Source organism: Desulfofustis glycolicus DSM 9705 (genome assembly GCF_900130015.1).
In the GTDB taxonomy this organism is placed as follows: Bacteria; Desulfobacterota; Desulfobulbia; order Desulfobulbales; family Desulfocapsaceae; genus Desulfofustis; species Desulfofustis glycolicus.
This window is the reverse complement of record NZ_FQXS01000003.1, coordinates 166086-182095: the sequence shown is the minus strand read 5'-3', so window position 1 is coordinate 182095 and position 16010 is coordinate 166086. Positions and strand designations below refer to the sequence as shown.

17 protein-coding genes are annotated in these 16010 nt (G+C 60.4%); 11 read left to right on the top strand and 6 right to left on the bottom strand.

All coding sequences use genetic code 11. The features are described 5' to 3' along the window. Positions 1–347, bottom strand: a 347-nt coding sequence (locus BUC26_RS23555) for a hypothetical protein (RefSeq protein ID WP_161949797.1), incomplete at its 3' end; no start/stop codon positions are given. A 366-nt stretch (positions 348–713) separates the two neighbouring features. On the opposite strand from BUC26_RS23555, the gene BUC26_RS04150 reads away from it, so the two are divergent. After that, a complete protein-coding gene (locus BUC26_RS04150) occupies positions 714–1322 on the top strand; it encodes a DUF3786 domain-containing protein (protein WP_073373577.1) in 609 nt (202 codons plus the stop codon). Positions 1323–1331: 9 nt separating this feature from the next. Here the strand turns inward: BUC26_RS04150 and BUC26_RS04145 are convergent, their stop codons facing one another. Beyond that, positions 1332–1586: a hypothetical protein gene (locus tag BUC26_RS04145; protein ID WP_073373576.1), complete on the bottom strand. Its 255-nt coding sequence runs from the start codon at positions 1584–1586 to the stop codon at positions 1332–1334. A 451-nt stretch (positions 1587–2037) separates the two neighbouring features. Between BUC26_RS04145 and BUC26_RS04140 the strand changes: the two genes are divergently transcribed. After that, complete coding sequence (locus tag BUC26_RS04140) at positions 2038–2877, top strand: DMT family transporter (RefSeq protein WP_244155779.1); 840 nt, start codon at positions 2038–2040, stop codon at positions 2875–2877. A 131-nt stretch (positions 2878–3008) separates the two neighbouring features. Here the strand turns inward: BUC26_RS04140 and BUC26_RS04135 are convergent, their stop codons facing one another. The 4 genes from BUC26_RS04135 to BUC26_RS22905 all read right to left on the bottom strand — a co-directional run bounded on the left by BUC26_RS04135 (position 3009) and on the right by BUC26_RS22905 (position 5585). Then, the gene (locus BUC26_RS04135; protein ID WP_073373574.1) at positions 3009–3920 is read right to left on the bottom strand and encodes an NAD(P)-dependent oxidoreductase; all 912 of its coding nucleotides are present in this window, start codon (positions 3918–3920) and stop codon (positions 3009–3011) included. A 22-nt stretch (positions 3921–3942) separates the two neighbouring features. Beyond that, complete coding sequence (locus BUC26_RS04130) at positions 3943–4365, bottom strand: universal stress protein (RefSeq protein ID WP_073373573.1); 423 nt, start codon at positions 4363–4365, stop codon at positions 3943–3945. A 167-nt stretch (positions 4366–4532) separates the two neighbouring features. Next, on the bottom strand, positions 4533–5276 hold the full coding sequence (locus BUC26_RS04125) for an HD domain-containing protein (protein WP_073373572.1): 744 nt from the start codon (positions 5274–5276) through the stop codon (positions 4533–4535). A gap of 87 nt (positions 5277–5363) precedes the next feature. Next, a complete protein-coding gene (locus tag BUC26_RS22905; RefSeq protein ID WP_143165904.1) occupies positions 5364–5585 on the bottom strand; it encodes a hypothetical protein in 222 nt (73 codons plus the stop codon). A gap of 258 nt (positions 5586–5843) precedes the next feature. Here BUC26_RS22905 and BUC26_RS04120 point away from each other — a divergent pair, with 258 nt between their 5' ends. The 9 genes from BUC26_RS04120 to BUC26_RS04080 are packed head-to-tail and all read left to right on the top strand — an operon-like array spanning position 5844 to position 15941. After that, complete coding sequence (locus tag BUC26_RS04120) at positions 5844–6719, top strand: methylenetetrahydrofolate reductase (protein WP_073373571.1); 876 nt, start codon at positions 5844–5846, stop codon at positions 6717–6719. Between the two features lie 35 nt (positions 6720–6754). Continuing rightward, the gene (locus tag BUC26_RS04115) at positions 6755–8320 is read left to right on the top strand and encodes a PAS domain S-box protein (RefSeq protein ID WP_143165903.1); all 1566 of its coding nucleotides are present in this window, start codon (positions 6755–6757) and stop codon (positions 8318–8320) included. A 59-nt stretch (positions 8321–8379) separates the two neighbouring features. Next, positions 8380–8943 (top strand): 4Fe-4S dicluster domain-containing protein, encoded by a 564-nt coding sequence (locus tag BUC26_RS04110; protein WP_073373569.1) that lies wholly within the window; start codon positions 8380–8382, stop codon positions 8941–8943. Continuing rightward, entirely contained in the window at positions 8940–9803 is an 864-nt protein-coding gene (locus tag BUC26_RS04105) for a CoB--CoM heterodisulfide reductase iron-sulfur subunit B family protein (RefSeq protein WP_073373568.1), read from the top strand. The genes BUC26_RS04110 and BUC26_RS04105 overlap by 4 nt, the downstream gene beginning before the upstream one ends. Then, positions 9800–13453 (top strand): 4Fe-4S binding protein, encoded by a 3654-nt coding sequence (locus tag BUC26_RS04100; protein ID WP_073373567.1) that lies wholly within the window; start codon positions 9800–9802, stop codon positions 13451–13453. Before BUC26_RS04105 ends, BUC26_RS04100 begins: the two co-directional genes overlap by 4 nt. After that, positions 13453–13911, top strand: coding sequence for a hydrogenase iron-sulfur subunit (locus tag BUC26_RS04095; protein ID WP_084540437.1), 459 nt, complete (start codon positions 13453–13455; stop codon positions 13909–13911). Before BUC26_RS04100 ends, BUC26_RS04095 begins: the two co-directional genes overlap by 1 nt. Beyond that, positions 13908–14573 carry a methylenetetrahydrofolate reductase C-terminal domain-containing protein gene (locus BUC26_RS04090; RefSeq protein WP_073373566.1) on the top strand — a complete coding sequence of 222 codons (666 nt, stop codon included), beginning with the start codon at positions 13908–13910 and terminating at the stop codon, positions 14571–14573. The genes BUC26_RS04095 and BUC26_RS04090 overlap by 4 nt, the downstream gene beginning before the upstream one ends. After that, entirely contained in the window at positions 14573–15517 is a 945-nt protein-coding gene (locus BUC26_RS04085; RefSeq protein ID WP_073373565.1) for a methylenetetrahydrofolate reductase, read from the top strand. Before BUC26_RS04090 ends, BUC26_RS04085 begins: the two co-directional genes overlap by 1 nt. Before the next feature lie 37 nt (positions 15518–15554). Then, on the top strand, positions 15555–15941 hold the full coding sequence (locus BUC26_RS04080) for a response regulator transcription factor (protein ID WP_073373564.1): 387 nt from the start codon (positions 15555–15557) through the stop codon (positions 15939–15941). Positions 15942–16010: the final 69 nt, after the last annotated feature.

The window sequence follows — 16010 nt, the reverse complement described above, 5'->3', positions numbered from 1 at the left end:
CTGTCGAAACGCCCCTCGTCGCTGTTCCAGCTGACCAGACGGACGTCATCCCCGGAGCCTGATGCGGCGAGCCGGTCGGCTGCCGGACCGCTTTCGATGACTTCGGCACCGCTGGTGAAGTTGCCTTCATCGAAGTTCCAGGATACGACGTGTTGCTCGTCGGAACCGCGTGAGGAGGCGGCAGCCATGCTTTGCTCGGGTGCGGCTTTCTTGGAATCGCTGACAGTAGTTACCGAGCGATCGAGGTAATCTTCCTTGAAGTTCCAACTGGCCGCTGCGGCAGTGCCGGCGATACCCAGAGAAGCGACGAACAGAAATGCTGTCGTGGTAGAGATAATCTTTTTCATGGTGGTTCTCCTTTTAATTGTTACCGCCCGTTGGGCGGGGTCTTTTTTGAGGTCCTTGGCTGCCGGTAGGCAGCTTCGGGAATGATCGATCTTCTGATCATCGTCTGGGTCCGGGGACCCGTTGCTTGCCTTTGTTAAAGCAACACCCATGCCAATTTCCAATAAAACAAATTGTGATGTAATCAAAGATGGTTACGTAATAGTTGTCGGATAGTGCCGGACCCTGTTGTGAAGGGAAAATCATACACTTTTGCAGTCGCCTTCGGCGCGCCTGAAAAGTCATTGTTTTTCGGGTTGTTACCGGATACAACATGAAGGAAATAGCCTTCACCGGCGCACGGAGAATTGCAATCATAGGAAACGGTTATGGCACGGGCACCAGTCTTTACTGAAATCTATCGCTCCTATTTACAACAACTCGAGGGAGTGGACCTGGCCCGGCGGGCAGGGCCGCTTGGGGTGACGTTTGCCGACGGTGGGCTCGCCATACCGGTTTACGGGAAGGTTCATCATCTTTCCGCTACGGCGATCACCGGCCCTGACGGGAGGGCCGTCAACCCTGCAATACGGGTCATCCTGGCTCGTTACGTGCTCGATTGCCCCGAGCAACCGCCAGTTGGGGCGGATCCCTTGATGAGCTATCGGGAATTCGCCGATGCGGCGCCGCTGCTTTCTTATTTTACGACCAATACCAACAAGACCATCGAAACGCACTTTTCCGGCGGGCTCGAACACTTGCGTAACCGCGCACGAACGCTCGGCGCAGTTGAATTGACGAGCGGTACGCACGATCTCTCGCTTCGGTACTTTGCGGTGCCGCGGGTTCCGGTGCTGCTCAATTTCAACGATCAAGACGACCTCTTTGGGGCCGCCTGTTCCGTGCTCTATCGTCAGTCGGCGAAGTACTATCTCGATATGGAATGTTTGGCGATGACCGGAACCCTGTTGGCCGGGTGGCTGATCAGCGGTGACTGACGCGGTTGTCTAAAATCCTTGCCCCTCGATATTCTTGCGCAATTGGGCAATGTCCAGCCCCAGGGCGACGCATTGTTTCCCTTCCAGGCAGGCGTCTGCCTCGGGAATATCGAGAAAATGGGTGAGGTGATGGCCGTTACGGGTGAGGTGGACTGCCCAAACCTTTTTCGATTCGTCGAATTCGACATCGACGTCGATACCGCAGAGGCCGATGTCCGGATATATCGAGACAATTCTCTGACATAGTTCTTCTTTTTCATGCATGGCTGTACCTTCCTTTCCCCCTGATTCCCTGTAGAAAAACCATAATGATCGTTATTTGTTTGGCAAGACGGCGACACCGTCGTACCGGCAAAAACGGTGGCTGAAATTCCGGAAATGGGGTCTGATGGGCTGCTACGAAACGCAATGAAACATAACCCCATGACGGGACGTCACAACGAACAATGAAAATCGGCGTCATGGTCGGAAGGACTGGCCGATCAGGCTGCAGCGCAGCAGCTGGAGGCAGGTCCGGTCAGCCTGGGGGGATGATTTTCTTATACCTCCCATGACAGGGAGTCACAACGAACGATGAAAATCGGCGCCGTGGTCGGAAGATCCAGTTAGTGAAAGTGAGCGGGGGACAGGTTAAAACCTGTCCCGCCGATTTTCATATAAAAACTAAGGTATTGCATTGATTCGCCCCATTTTCTCACGCCAAGCTGTCGGGTGGTTGGCGGTTTTCGGTTCCGCCTTCTGTTTCTACCTGGCCACGGTGATTATCCGTTGGGGCCAGCCCCATGTCGACGTTGCGACCTCCTTTTATGTCTTTGCCCGATTTCTCCTCGGATTTTGTGTGGTCTGTATTACGATGTTGATCGGTGGCCACCGTCTGGCCCCTCGCCGCTATCATTTTCTGCTCGGCCGGACCGTGGCCAATACCATTGCCGTCTTTTGTTTCTACAAAGCGATAGACGTTGGTACGCTGGCCGAGGCCAATATCCTGAACATGACCTACCCGCTCTTTGTGGCGTTGTTTTCCTGGTTTCTGCTCAGGCACCAGCGCGACTTTTTTGCCCTGATTATCGTCGTTGTCGCGTTCGTCGGGGTCTGGCTGATCCTCTCGCCGGGACTAATGAACATCGGCTGGGGCAACCTGTGGGGCCTCGGTTCCGGGGTGACCGCGGCGGTGGCAATGATCTATCTGAACCTGAGCCGGCGGCATCATGACTCCCAGACCATCCTCTTTTTCATGTTCGGCATCGGCATGGTCGTCATCTATGCACTTTTCCGGGAGGCGATCTTCTGGCCGGATCGCACCCAAATGCTGTTTCTTCTGTCCTGTTCGGTGGCCGGTGTGCTTGGTCAATATCTCCTGACGTATGGGTATCTGTTCGTTACTGCGGTCGAGGGATCGATTATCTCGTCGAGCAGGATCCTGCTGGCCGCGCTGCTCGGGCCGTTGCTGGTCGGAGATCCGGGACTGGGGCTGGCCGGCTGGTGCGGTGCGCTGCTGATCTTCATGGCCAACAGTGCCCTGGCCCTGCGCCGGTCGCGGGCCCGGCCGTTGTGAGAGAAGACGGTCGTGTGCTGTCGCTTTTCGTGTCAGAGAACGGTAACGGGAAGCGAGGTACCGCCCGTTGCGAAACGGGCGGTAGATGTCGGGTCCCGGCGGCCGGCTGGTTTGGTCGACAGTGTAATCGGTCAGCTTTTCGTGTACAGGCGAAACAGCGCCGCATGGTCGAGATCGCCGTCGCCGTCATCGATCAGCCGGTCATAGAGATCGCGGCTGAGAGCGGTTGCCGGCATCTCCAGGCCTAGTTCTGCGGCCAGTTCCAGGGCCTGATGCATGTCCTTACGCTGGGTGGTGCACTTGCCGCCGGGTGCGAAGTTGTTGTCGAGCATCCGTTGCCCGTGCACTTCCAGGATGCGCGAGTCGGCAAATCCGCCGCGCAGTGCTGCACGGACCCTGGCCGGATCGACGCCGGCCGCCTTTGCCAGAGCCAGGGCCTCGGCCACCGCACCGATATTGAGGCCGACGATGACCTGGTTGGCCGCCTTGGCGACCTGACCGGCGCCGGTGGCGCCGACATGGGTGATCCGTTCACCGAGCAAGCTGAGCACCGGCCGGGCCAGTGCAAAGGCCTGCTCACTGCCGCCGGCCATGATCGTCAACGTACCGGCCTCGGCGCCGATGGTGCCGCCGGACACCGGTGCGTCGACATAGAGAGCCCCTTTTTCTTCAACGAGCGCGGCCAGACGACGGGTGGCCGGGACAGCCGTAGTGCCCATGTCGATGAGCAGAGTAGCGGATCGGAGTGAGTGGAGGACACCGTCCGGACCGGTCAACACGTGCTCGACGGCCGGGGTATCGGCGACCATGATCACGATGATGTCGGCTTGCTCGGCCACTTCGGCCGGCGAGTCGGCGGCGACGGCGCCCTCACGCGCCAACTCCTGCCGCGGCTGCGGGGAACGGTTGTAGACCACCGGCGTGAGCCCGGCTTTCATCAGGTTGCGGCACATCGGCCGGCCCATCAGGCCGAGCCCGATGAAACCGACGGTCTTGTCGGTGAGTTCGTTCATGTTGTTTGCCCGTGCATTGTTTGCTTGCATTTTGGCTGACAGCAGGCGTCGCTTAGCGGACCACCAGGACCGAACAGGGGGCCGACTGCAGGACCTGGTTGGTGACACTGCCGATGATCAGGCTGGCCAGGTTGCCCAGGCCCCGTGAGCCCATGATGATCAACTCGCACTCCTCGACACGGGCGATATCGACGATCATCGCCGCCGCCGGCTCTTCCATGAGCCTGCATTCATATGTGATGCGCACATCATCCAACCGCTCCCGGTAGGGCTCGACCAGTTCTTCCGCCTGGCTGATGATTTCGGCAATCTGTTCGTTTCTGTGCGGTTCACCGAGCAGCGTCGGGAATTTTTTGTGACAGTATACGAGCAGCACCGAAGCGTTGAGCAGCGTGGCGTATTGAATGGTCTTGTCCAGTACCAGATCGGAATAGTCGGATCCGTCGATGGCGGCTACGATTTTCGTCTCTTCCATGAGCAGCGTCCCCGTTTTTCTCGTCCTTCATTTCAGCGCGCTGGGATGAAAACGCATCTTTACCGTTATTGTACCAGATGGTTGCCGCCGGTTTCAAGTTCCGGGCAATCTTCAGTCCGGCAGAAGCCCGATGGCAACGAAGGGAATTGGGGACCGAGCAGGGCGACTCAGGAAGAACCGGCTGTCGTGCCGGCAATGGCCCGAGCTTCCTGCCTGCCGCCGTCGCTGACCAGTTGGTCGAGCAGACTGTCGGCTGGGCGGTGTTCAGCAGGCTGTCCCCTGCGGGCATCTTCCTCCAGCCGGGTGACCAGCCGGGCGTCGGCCAGGGTTCGCAGTTCTGCAGAATCGGAGGCTGTAATCGGGGCGGTGTGCGCAAGGAGCCGGCAGACGTCCTCGATCATCGCCTGCTTGGCCCCCAGTTCGGTCAATACGGTGCGTGCCAGTTCTGAACTCTCCCGGGCAACCAGGCGTGAATCATCGCTGCCGTGGTGCTCCCGTGCCCGCTCCAGACCACTGCCGTCCAGGTAAGCGGCGCAAAGCACCAGCGCCGGATTGGCGCCTTCCCGGGCACCAATTTTCTCGGCATGTCCGGCGAGCTTGAGCATGCGGCCGATACGCTTGAAGTCGGCTTTGTAGAAGCGTTTCATCGCCACCGCCACCTTGTCTTTCATCAGGTTGTCCTGCGCACCGACAAATTCTTCAGGCAGAGTGCCGATACATTGCTCGGCAAACTGGCAATAGGCGGCGCAACCAAAATCCATTTTTGGATTGACAAAGCGATGGCCGCAGCTTCTGCAGGTCCTGGATGTGTCATCCTTGTAGAACTCGACCGACCGGCCGCATTGCGGGCAATCGACGTCGAATATCGCATCCTGGTTCCAATACTGCATATCCTGGCCGGGACATTTCATGGCGGCTCTCCATACACTGGTGAACGGTTTCCTTCCGGCCGTTGATTGAATCCGGCCGTGCGCTGCATCCTGCTCCTGATAGTACAATCATACGGTGAAAACCATCGATTGCAATTGACCTGGGTCAAGAACGGGCAGATTTGCTGCAGCGATGGTGGCACCGTGGTCAAACAGGTGGCGGAAACCACCGGCAGAAAGAGTTGGATGGGTCTGGCCGCATGCTCGGGTAATACATATTTGAATTATAAAAACAATATCATAAGGGATATCTGCGAGATTCATCAAAGGTGCGCGATAGATGATTGACAAGGAGCGGCCTCTGGCAGTACTATAAAGACGACTTAAAGATACATTAAAATCATTTGATTAGCGTTTCGGCGCGCACTGCCGTGAAGATGATACCACCGGTTTAACGTTCTTATCGTCCTTACGAGTTCTGCCTGCCTTGGGATCTGCCGATCCCGCACGGCGCTGGCACGGCAGGTTGCCTGGCTGATCAAGTGTTCGGAAAGAAGCTGTTTTTGACCGACTTCCAAGAGCAACGCCACGCCGACGAGAGGAGGTTCAATGGAAGCTGCCGCCGCCAGCCGTTCCCCCCGCCCATCCCGCCTGATCATCGAACTTGACCCGCCTAAGGGCACCAATTTGCAAACCTTCCTCGATGCCGCCCTGGCCATCAGGGGGCGCGTGAACGGCATCAGGGTCACCGACAACGAGCACGCCATCATGCGCATGGCGCCGCTCGCCCCGTGCCTGGCCTTGCGCGATAAGGGAATCGAGCCGGCCATGGTAATCAATGGGAGGGATCGCAATCGGCTCTCCTTCCAGGCCGACTTGCTCTGTGCCGCCGCGCTCGGGGTCAAAGACATCGTTATCAAGCAGGGGCACGATGCGCGAGAGGGAGACCAGCCGCTGGCCCGCACCAGCGGCGACCTCGATCTCGATACCATGCTGGCGTGCGTGGCCCGTCTCAATGGTGGTAAAGACCTGTCCGGGGAAGATCTGGACGGGGCGACAGACTTTACGATTGGGGTCTACCTCGAACTCTCCGACGACGTCAACCGCAATCGCCAGCTTGCCGACTACCTGCTGAAACTCAAAGATTTCGGGGTCCAGTCGGTCACCCTCAGCCCGACTTATGACCTCAATATCATCGAACTCTTTCTGCCCGCCGCGGAACAGACCGGCATCAGGCTCTACCCGTCGCTGCTCCTGCTCAAATCAGTGACGATGATCCGCTACCTCAACAATCTTGCCGGTGTTCCGTCGATTCCCCAGGAATTTCAGAAAAAAATGATGCAGGCAGCGGACAAGAAGAGTGCCGGCCTGCAGGTGGCGGCCGACTTTTTGCGCGAGCTACAGCCGCTCGGCGAGGCAGTGGTCCTGGTATCGCTGGGCTGGAAGGACAGGTTGCCTGAATTTCTTAATCTTATCGAGCGGTAAGGTCAGTGCTGAAAAGCGACGATGAGAGATCGCCATTGCGTAAGAGTCTGCCGGAGGTAACCAATGAGCTTGGCTCACATCTCTACCTCTACCAGATTATGGAAGAGACTCCCAACGGGGTCATGGTGATCGACCTGAACCACCAGGCGCGCTATGTCAATCCGGCGGCCAACAGCTTGCTCGGAGTGGCCTACCGAGGACTAATCGATACAAGTCTCGAGCTCCTGCTCGGCGAGGAAAACCAGTGGTTTTTCTACCAGATTGGCCAGTATTTCGACAACCTGGCCGAGATTGACGAGTCGCGGATCAGGCAGGAGATCAGGATCCGGACCGGTGACGACGAGTTCAAAATCATCGATGCCGTGCTCGTCTATCCACCCGCCTCGCCGGATTACTACCTGCTCTACCTTATCGATATCACCGCCCGCAAGCGCCTGGAGGGAGAACTTCGGCGGCGCAACGCCTTCTTCAACAACCTGATCAATTCTTCTGTCGATGCGATCATCGCCGCCGATCTGCAGGGCCGGATCATCCTGTTTAACAACGCAGCACTGCAGCTGCTCGGCTATCGGGAGGAGGATCTCGGCGATCTGCACGTCGCCAGCCTCTATCACGACGGCGTTGCCCGTGAGGTCCTCAAGCGGATGCGCAGCGATGAACTCGGCGGCAAGGGGAAACTGCTCCACCATGAACTGAGCGTGCTGCACCGTGACGGACATGAGATCCCGGTCCGTTTTTCCGGCGGTATCATTTACGACAAGGACAAAGAGATCGCCACTTTTGGCATATTTACCGATCTGCGAGCCATGTTGCAGATCGAGGAAGATCTCGAGCAGACCCACAAGATGCTCATGCAGTCGGAAAAAATGGCCGGACTCGGCCGGCTCGCCGCCGGTGTTGCCCATGAGATCAACAACCCGATGTCCGGGATCATGCTCTATGCCAACCTTATCAAGGAGGAGCTCAAGGAGGAACTCGGCGAGGATCACCCGGCTGGAGCTGATCTTGACACGATCATCAACGAGGCCGAGCGCTGCAAAGTGATCGTCGCCGATCTGCTCGAGTTTTCCCACCAGTCCAGTTATGAGATGGTACCGATCAATCTCAACGAGGTTGTCCGCAAGACGCTCGGTATCCTGCAGAACCAGCCGCTTTATCACAATATTGCGGTACAGTGCAAACTGGCCGACACGCTGCCGTCGATTGCCGGCAATCATATCCGGCTCCACCAGGTTATGATGAACCTGCTGGTCAACGCCGCCCAAGCCATGGACGGCAGCGGCACTCTGCGCATCGTCAGCCGGACGCGGGCCGGCGACGATGTGGTTGAGGTGCTCATCAGCGACAGCGGGCCGGGCGTCGAGGAAGCGTTGCAAGAGAAGATTTTCGAGCCGTTTTTCACCACCAAGACCACCGGCGAGGGGACCGGTCTGGGGCTCTCGGTCTCGTATGCCATCGTCAAAGAGCACCAGGGCAGTATCCGGGTGTCTTCCACGCCGGGCGAGGGCGCCACTTTTACCCTGCGCTTCCCGGCCCTGGCCGAGGCGGTCAGGGTGGATGACACCGAAGCGGCGGCCGGGGGCGAACAGCCGTCAATGTAGCGACGGCGCCGGTCGATTCGCATGGTCGATTGTCTGTGACAGCGTTACAGGAGATGAAGATGAACCAGAGCATCGATACGTCGGAAAAGATACATCATAAGTTTCTCGACAAATTACAGGCCCGAGGCATCGATGTTCACGCCTGCTTCCAGTGCGGCCGGTGTTCGGCCGGCTGCCCGGTGACCGGTTTTTTCGATCTGACCACCATGGAAGTGGTGCGACTGGCCGCCTACGGCCGGGAGGAGGACCTGCTGGCCAGCAAGACCATCTGGCTCTGTGCCGCCTGTGAAACCTGTGCCACCCGGTGCCCGAACGATATCGAGATCGCCGCGCTGATGGACGTGCTGCGTGAACTGGCGCTGCGCAAAAAGACGGTTCCCGCAGAGCCGCGAGTGCCGGTCTTTCATCAATCGTTCCTGCAGTCGATCAGGCATTGGGGGCGGGCCTACGAGGTGGGCCTGATCGTCGGCTACAAGCTGCGTAGCGGCGATCTGCTCGGCGACATGAAGCTCGGCCTGCAGATGTTTGGCAAAGGCAAACTCAGTCTGCGACCCCATTCAGTCAAGGACAAGACCGTCATCGAGAAAATTTTTTCCGGCCAGGGCAAGGAGTACGAGCGATGAACTATTCCTACTATCCCGGTTGCTCGCTGAGCGACACGGCGCTTGACTATGATCGTTCGGTGCGGGCCGTCTGCGCCCGACTCGGTCTCGGGCTGGTGGACATTCCGGATTGGAACTGCTGCGGTGCCTCCTCGGCGCATATGACCAGCCACGAAATCGGCATGCGACTGCCGCTGCGCAACCTGCTGCTCGCCGCCGAGCTCGGCCATGATGTGCTGGTGCCGTGCGCCGCCTGTTTCCAGCGCCTGAAGGCCGCCGAACGGTCGCTCAGGGCCGATCCGGGCTATTGGGATGTGCCGGCGGATCTCCCGGAATTCCGGATCGTCCATATCAGCTCGTTGCTCTCCGAGCCGCAGCACCTCGCCAGCCTGGGCGAGCAGGTTCGGCTGCCTCTTGAAGGGTTATCGCTGGCCTGCTATTACGGCTGTCTGTCGCTCCGTCATCCGAAGATCACCGGAGCCCGCAATTACGAGCAGCCGCGGGCGCTGGAGGAGATCATCGGCGCGCTTGGCGCCAATGCGGTCTCCTGGTCCCACCGCACCGAGTGCTGTTCCGGCAGCCTGACCATGGCCCGGCCCGATATCGCCGAGGCCCTGGTCGGCGACATCGTTGCCGCGGCACGCCGGGCCGGCGCCCAGGCACTGGTGACCGACTGTCCGATGTGCCAGGCCAATGTCGAGAGCCGGCAGCGACACTCGGCGACGCAGCCGGGCCTGCCGGTCTTCTTCGCCACCGAACTGATCGTTGCCGCGCTGGACGGCAGCTATCCTGCCAGCCAGGGGCGGCTCCATCTCGTTTCGGCCCAGGTTCTCAGCAACGTCGTCAAACGGGCGGCAGAGCAGCGGGAGGAGGCGGCATGACCCAATCTGTCAACAAACAGCAGTCTCCCGGCGTCACCGGCGCGGTGCTGGTGATCGGCGGCGGCATCGGCGGGATGCAGTCGGCGCTCGACCTGGCCGAGGCCGGGTTTCGCGTCTATCTGGTGGAGAGCGCGCCGGCCATCGGCGGTAAAATGGCCCAGCTCGACAAGACCTTTCCGACCAACGATTGCTCGATGTGCATCGTCTCGCCGAAACTCGTTGAGGTCGGCCGGCACCGCAATATCGAACTGCTCACCCACAGCGAGGTGCTCGGCCTCGATGGCCAGGCCGGTAATTTCACCGCCCGGATCGCCCAGCACGCCCGCTACGTCGATGCGGACAAGTGTACCGGTTGCGGCCTCTGTGAGCTGGCCTGTCCGGTAACGAGAATCTCCTGGTTTGCCGAGCCACCTCTCCCCGACGAGAAGAAAAAACGACCCAAGGCCAGAGACAAGACGGTATTGCCCGGCGTAGCACCGGTGTCTCCAGGTGATATGGCCGTCTGGACTTTTACCGTCGATGCCGAACGCTGCTCGCGCTGCGGCGCCTGTTTCCGGGCCTGCCTGCACGGCGCGGTGAGCTGGCAGAAAAAGGAGATCGCGGTCATCAACCAGGATCGCTGTATCGGTTGCGGTGCCTGTTATGCGGCCTGTCCGGAGCAGTTCCAGGCCATTACCGTCGACCAGGCCCCCGATCTCGACAAGAGTCTCGGCGCTGCACTCTATGCGCGCTCGCAGGAAATCATTAAGCAGCGCGGCGGCCGGCTGCGCGGCGACTGTATCCGTTGCGGGCTGTGTGTGCTGATGTGTCGCAAGGTCATGGAGATCGGGGCGCTGACCATGGTCGAGGAGGGTATCGAGGTCGGTCGCGATATCTGCCAGGTCTGCGGGGCCTGCGCCTCGGTCTGCCCGGTCGAGTTTCTCGAGGTCGAGTGGTTGACCGACAAGCCGGTGCGGCCGCTGCTCAACGCCTTCAACGAAGGCCTCAACCTGCGCAAGCCGGTCAATATTCTCTATCCCCAGGCCGTTCCCCGGGTACCGGTGATCGATGCGGTCAGCTGCGTGCGGCTCAATACCGGGGCCTGCGGCACCTGTCAGAGCGTTTGCGGTGTTGGGGCCATCGATTACGACCAGGTCGAGCGGCAGCGGGAGATCACCATCGGCTCGGTAATCTTCTCGCCGGGCATCGAGGTCTTTGATGCCCGGATGCGCGGCGAGTTCGGTTATGGTGTCTACAAGAACGTGGTCACCAGCATCGAGTTCGAACGGCTGCTGTCCGCCTCCGGGCCGACCTCGGGCAGCGTCGTGCGGCCGGGTGACGGGAAGCATCCGCGCACGATCGCCTGGATCCAGTGCGTTGGCTCCCGTGATCACAGTTGCAACCGCGATTACTGCTCATCGGTCTGCTGTATGTATGCCGCCAAGGAGGCCTTTATCGCCCGGGAGCACGACAGCTCGATCGAGCCGACCATCTTCTATATCGACCAGCGCTCCTTTGGCAAAAATTTCGACCGCTATATCAACAGGGTCCAGGAAAACCAGGTCCGTCTGGTCCGGGCCATGGTCAGCCGGGTCTTTGAAGATCCGCTGACCGGCGACCTTGAACTGCGCTACGCCGATGACAGCGGCGCGGTTGTCGCCGAGGTGTTCGACCTGGTGGTCCTGTCGGTGGGACTGCAGGTCTCCGAGAAGAACAAGGAATTGGCCGGTCGGCTCGGCATCGAACTAGACGGTTTCGGTTTTGCCCGGACCGACGGGTTTACGCCGCTTGCCGCGTCGCGGCCCGGAGTGTTTGTCAGCGGCGCCTGCAACGGCCCCAAGGATATTCCGGAAACGGTCAGCGAGGCATCCGGCGCCGCCCAGGCGGCTGCGGTCGGCATCGCCGGCGCCAGGGGCAGCCAGTTGGTCCGGCAGGAGCTGCCGCCGGAAAAAGTGGTCGAACCGGATGAGGAGCTGCGCATCGGCGTCTTCGTCTGTCATTGCGGCAGTAATATCGCTTCGGTGGTGGACGTGGCCGCGGTGGCCGACTATGCCCGGTCGCTGCCTCATGTGGTCTTCGCCGACCATCCGCTCTATACCTGCTCGCAGGACTCGGTGGAGCGGATCAGGGATCTCATCGGCGAGCACAACCTGAACCGGGTGGTGGTCTCCGCCTGTTCACCGCGGACCCATGAGCCGCTGTTCATGTCAACGCTGCGCCAGGCCGGCATCAACAAATACTTTTTCGATATGGCTAACATCCGTGATCAATGCAGCTGGGTGCACCCGCTTGAACCGGAAAAGGCCACCGAGAAGGCCAAGCGCTTGATGCGCATGGCCGTGGCCAATGTATCTCAGGCCGAGCCGCTCAGCGAGCTGGAGTTTGCCGTCGAACCGAGCCTGTTGGTGATTGGCGGCGGGGTGGCCGGCATGAGCGCCGCCGTCGAGGCTGCCGGCCAGGGTTTTACCGTCTATCTGGTGGAGCAGCAGGAAGAGCTCGGCGGCCAGGTGCGGCAGCTGCAGCGCAGCCTGGATGGTCGAAAGTTTGCGCCGTACCTGGAATCGCTCCGCCAGCGGGTGCTCGGAAACGAGCGGATCAGGGTGTTCACCAAAGCGGCGCTGATCGAGCAGAACGGCTTTGTCGGCTCATTCGACAGCGAGATCATGACCGCCAGCGGCGGTAGCCGCACGATCAGGCACGGCGCCACCCTGGTCGCCACCGGCGCCCGGGAATACCGGCCGGCCCTCTACGGCCTCGGCGAACGGGACGAGGTTGTCACCCAGACCGATCTCGAGGCGATACTGGCCCGGGAGCCGCGGCGCGTGGTCGGCTGGTCGAGCATCGTCATGCTGCAGTGTGCCGGGTCGCGGTGCAGCGAGCATCTCGACTATTGTTCGCGAAATTGCTGCAACCAGGCGGTAAAGAATAGCCTGCATCTCAAACAGCTCAACCCGGATATCCGGATCGACGTGCTCTATCGCGACATGCGCTGCTACGGCCTGTTCGAACTCGAGTATCGCCGGGCCCGACTGGCCGGGGTCAATTTCATCCGATTCGACCCACAGCAGCACACGCCGCAAGTCGGAGTGGCGGGCGAGCGACTCGATATCGTCGCCTTCGACCCGTCCATCCGTCGCCCGGTCACGCTGCGGCCCGATCTGCTGGTGCTCTCCACCGGCCTGGTGCCCAACGATACCGAGGAACTTGCGACGATGCTTCGCATCCCGCGCAATGAGCATAATTTTTTCATCGAGGCCCACGCCAAGCTGCGGCCGGTTGATCTGGCCAGTGAGGGTGTCTTCCTAGCCGGCACTGCGCACGGCCCGAAAAACGTCAGCGAGACCATCGTCCAGGCCCAGGCGGCAGTGGCCCGGGCGGCGACCATCCTGGCCAAGGACAAATTGACCCTGTCGGGGGTCTTCTCCGTCGTCGATCCCGCCCATTGCGCCGTCTGCCTGACCTGCGTGCGGGCCTGCCCGTACGGGGTACCGGTGATCACCGAGGAGCATACCGCCTACATCAATCCGGCCCTGTGTCAGGGATGCGGTATCTGCGTTGCCGAGTGCCCGGCCAAGACGATCACCCTCGGCCGCTTTCGCGACGACAATCTCTACGCCAAATTGGGTTCCTACCAGTCCGCCGAGCCCATAGCCGAGCCAAGGAGCGCATGATGAGTGCATTTATCCCCGATGTCATCGTCTTCGCCTGCCGTCACTGAGCCTACACCGCCGCCGACCTGGCAGGTTCGGAGCGACGTTCGTACCCGGTGTCGATCAGCATCGTGCTGCTGCCCTGCACCGGCAGGATCGAGGAGGCCGTGCTGCTCAGGGCCTTTGAGAAGGGAGCCGACGGGGTGATGGTGATCGGCTGCCTGGAAGGCGATTGTCACTACGTCAACGGCAATATCCGGGCTCGGGCCCGGGTCGGCCGGGTGGCCGGCATTCTTGAGACCATAGGGTTCGGACCGGAGCGCGTCCGCATGTACAACCTCAGTGCCGGCGAAGGCGCCGCCTTCGCGCGCTTTACCGGCGAGTTCGTCGACCAGGTGCAGACGCTCGGCCCGAGCCCGATCAACCTGGCGCGCGGTCAACAGAACCAAGAGAGCACCGAGGAGGTAGCCGCGACATGATTACCGGTACACCTAAGCCCATCGAAGAGATTTTGGAGATGATCGAGCCTTATGAGAAGATCATCGTCGCCGGCTGTTTCGGCTGTGTGACCGTCTGCCGGGTCGGCGGTGAGAAGGAGGTACAGGTGCTCGCCTCGACCCTGCGGCTGGCCCGCGAGGCGGGTGGCCGCCCCCTGGAGATCCGGGAGGTCTGCCTGGAGCGGCAATGCGATCCGGAGTACCTCGATCCGATGCGACCCTACGTCGAGGATTACCAGGCGGTGCTGTCCATCGCCTGCGGGGCAGGCATCCAGTTCATGGCCGAGAAGTTCGCCCGGACGCCGCTTTTGCCGGGTATCAACACCGGATTTCTCGGGGTCACCGAACGCCAGGGCGAGTGGGCCGAGCGTTGTCAGGGCTGTGGCGACTGCGTGCTGCACCTGACCGGCGGCATCTGCCCGGTGACCCGCTGCGCCAAATCCCTGTTCCACGGGCCCTGCGGCGGATCGGTCGGCGGCATCTGCGAGGTGTCCCGGGACGTTCCCTGCGGCTGGCAGCTGATCATCGACCGGCTCAAGGCGCTCGACCAATTGGAGAACTACGGCAAACTGAAACCGTACAAGGGCTGGAGCAGTGCACGGGACGGGGGTCCGCGGCGGATCATCAGGGAGGATATGATATAATGAAATCGGGAAGCAATCTGGAGCGGGTGCTCGCCGCCGGACAATTTGCCGTTACCGCCGAGTGCGGCCCACCGCGCGGGGCCGATCCGGAAAAGGTGCTGAAAAAGGCCGAATTCGTCAAGGGCAACGTCGATGCCTGCAACGTCACCGACAACCAGACCTCGGTGGTACGGATGAGTTCACTGGCCGGCTGCCTGCTGGTCCGGCAGAGCGGCACCGAACCGTTGCTGCAGATGGTGGTCCGCGATCGCAACCGGATTGCGCTGCAGTCCGACCTGCTCGGCGCCTCGGCGCTCGGGGTGCGCAATCTGCTCTGCCTGTCCGGCGACCACCAGAAATTCGGCGATGATCCGCAGGCCAAAAACGTCTTCGACATCGACTCGATCCAGTTGATCCACCTCGTCAAGACCATGCGTGACGACGGAGTCTTTCCGTCCGGCGAAAAACTCGACGGGGCGCCGAAATTTTTCATTGGCTGCGCCGTCAACCCGTTCGCCGATCCATTCGAGATCAGGGTTCCCCGCTTTAAGTTGAAAGCCGACGCCGGTGCCGACTTCGTCCAAACCCAGTGCATCTACAATATGGATACCTTCACGCGATACATGGAGGAGGCCAAGAAGATGGGGCTGCACGAACGGGTCAAGATACTGGCCGGGGTGACACCACTCAAGTCGGTCGGCATGGCCAAGTTCATGAACAAGATGGTGGCCGGCATCGATATCCCCGAGCCGGTGATTAAGCGTTTGGCCGACGAGCCGAAAGAAAAGCAGGCGGCCAAGGGGATTGAGATGTGCATCGAGCAGATCCAGCAACTCAAGGAGATGGAAGGGATTGCCGGTGTACACGTGATGGCCATCGAGTGGGAAGAAAAACTCAACGAGATTATCGGCGGTGCCGGGCTGCTGCCTCGTCCCGTCGTTGATGAAGGAGAAACGGAGCGTTAGTCACGCATCGGAGCATACCATCCAAAGGAGGAAATTCATGACTCAGAAGAAGCTGATTCTACTGGTGGACGATGACCCGGATTTTGTCGCGGCGGTAAAAGTCATTCTTGAAAAAGGCGGTTACGACGTCAACGTCGCCTACGACGGCAAGGAGGGACTCGATGCGGTAGCCGAGCAACGGCCCGACCTGATCGTGCTCGATGTGATGATGCCGGTGATGAATGGCCATGAGGCCTGTGCCAAACTCAAGGCCGACGAGAGTACCAGCGATATTCCGATCATCCTGCTGACGGCGGTGGCCGATCGCGTCGCCACCAGTACCTATACCCACCGGGACATGCTGGAGAGCGAGGCCGAGGATTATATGCCCAAGCCGGTCGAGCCCGACGAGCTGCTCGACCGGGTCAAGAGCTGGCTGAGTTGACCGGCTACGGGGGTGACAAGATACCCGGCACGGCAAAGGCGGCATAAGTTTCCGGCTTCAGGGAGATGA

Excerpts from the sequence above, each read along its gene's own strand:
- BUC26_RS04150 (WP_073373577.1), top strand. The coding sequence starts at position 714 with ATGGCACGGGCACCAGTCTTTACTGAAATCTATCGCTCCTATTTACAA.
- BUC26_RS04145 (WP_073373576.1), bottom strand. The coding sequence starts at position 1,586 with ATGCATGAAAAAGAAGAACTATGTCAGAGAATTGTCTCGATATATCCG.
- BUC26_RS04135 (WP_073373574.1), bottom strand. The coding sequence starts at position 3,920 with ATGCAAGCAAACAATGCACGGGCAAACAACATGAACGAACTCACCGAC.
- BUC26_RS04130 (WP_073373573.1), bottom strand. The coding sequence starts at position 4,365 with ATGGAAGAGACGAAAATCGTAGCCGCCATCGACGGATCCGACTATTCC.
- BUC26_RS04125 (WP_073373572.1), bottom strand. The coding sequence starts at position 5,276 with ATGAAATGTCCCGGCCAGGATATGCAGTATTGGAACCAGGATGCGATA.
- BUC26_RS04120 (WP_073373571.1), top strand. The coding sequence starts at position 5,844 with ATGGAAGCTGCCGCCGCCAGCCGTTCCCCCCGCCCATCCCGCCTGATC.
- BUC26_RS04110 (WP_073373569.1), top strand. The coding sequence starts at position 8,380 with ATGAACCAGAGCATCGATACGTCGGAAAAGATACATCATAAGTTTCTC.
- BUC26_RS04105 (WP_073373568.1), top strand. The coding sequence starts at position 8,940 with ATGAACTATTCCTACTATCCCGGTTGCTCGCTGAGCGACACGGCGCTT.
- BUC26_RS04100 (WP_073373567.1), top strand. The coding sequence starts at position 9,800 with ATGACCCAATCTGTCAACAAACAGCAGTCTCCCGGCGTCACCGGCGCG.
- BUC26_RS04090 (WP_073373566.1), top strand. The coding sequence starts at position 13,908 with ATGATTACCGGTACACCTAAGCCCATCGAAGAGATTTTGGAGATGATC.
- BUC26_RS04085 (WP_073373565.1), top strand. The coding sequence starts at position 14,573 with ATGAAATCGGGAAGCAATCTGGAGCGGGTGCTCGCCGCCGGACAATTT.
- BUC26_RS04080 (WP_073373564.1), top strand. The coding sequence starts at position 15,555 with ATGACTCAGAAGAAGCTGATTCTACTGGTGGACGATGACCCGGATTTT.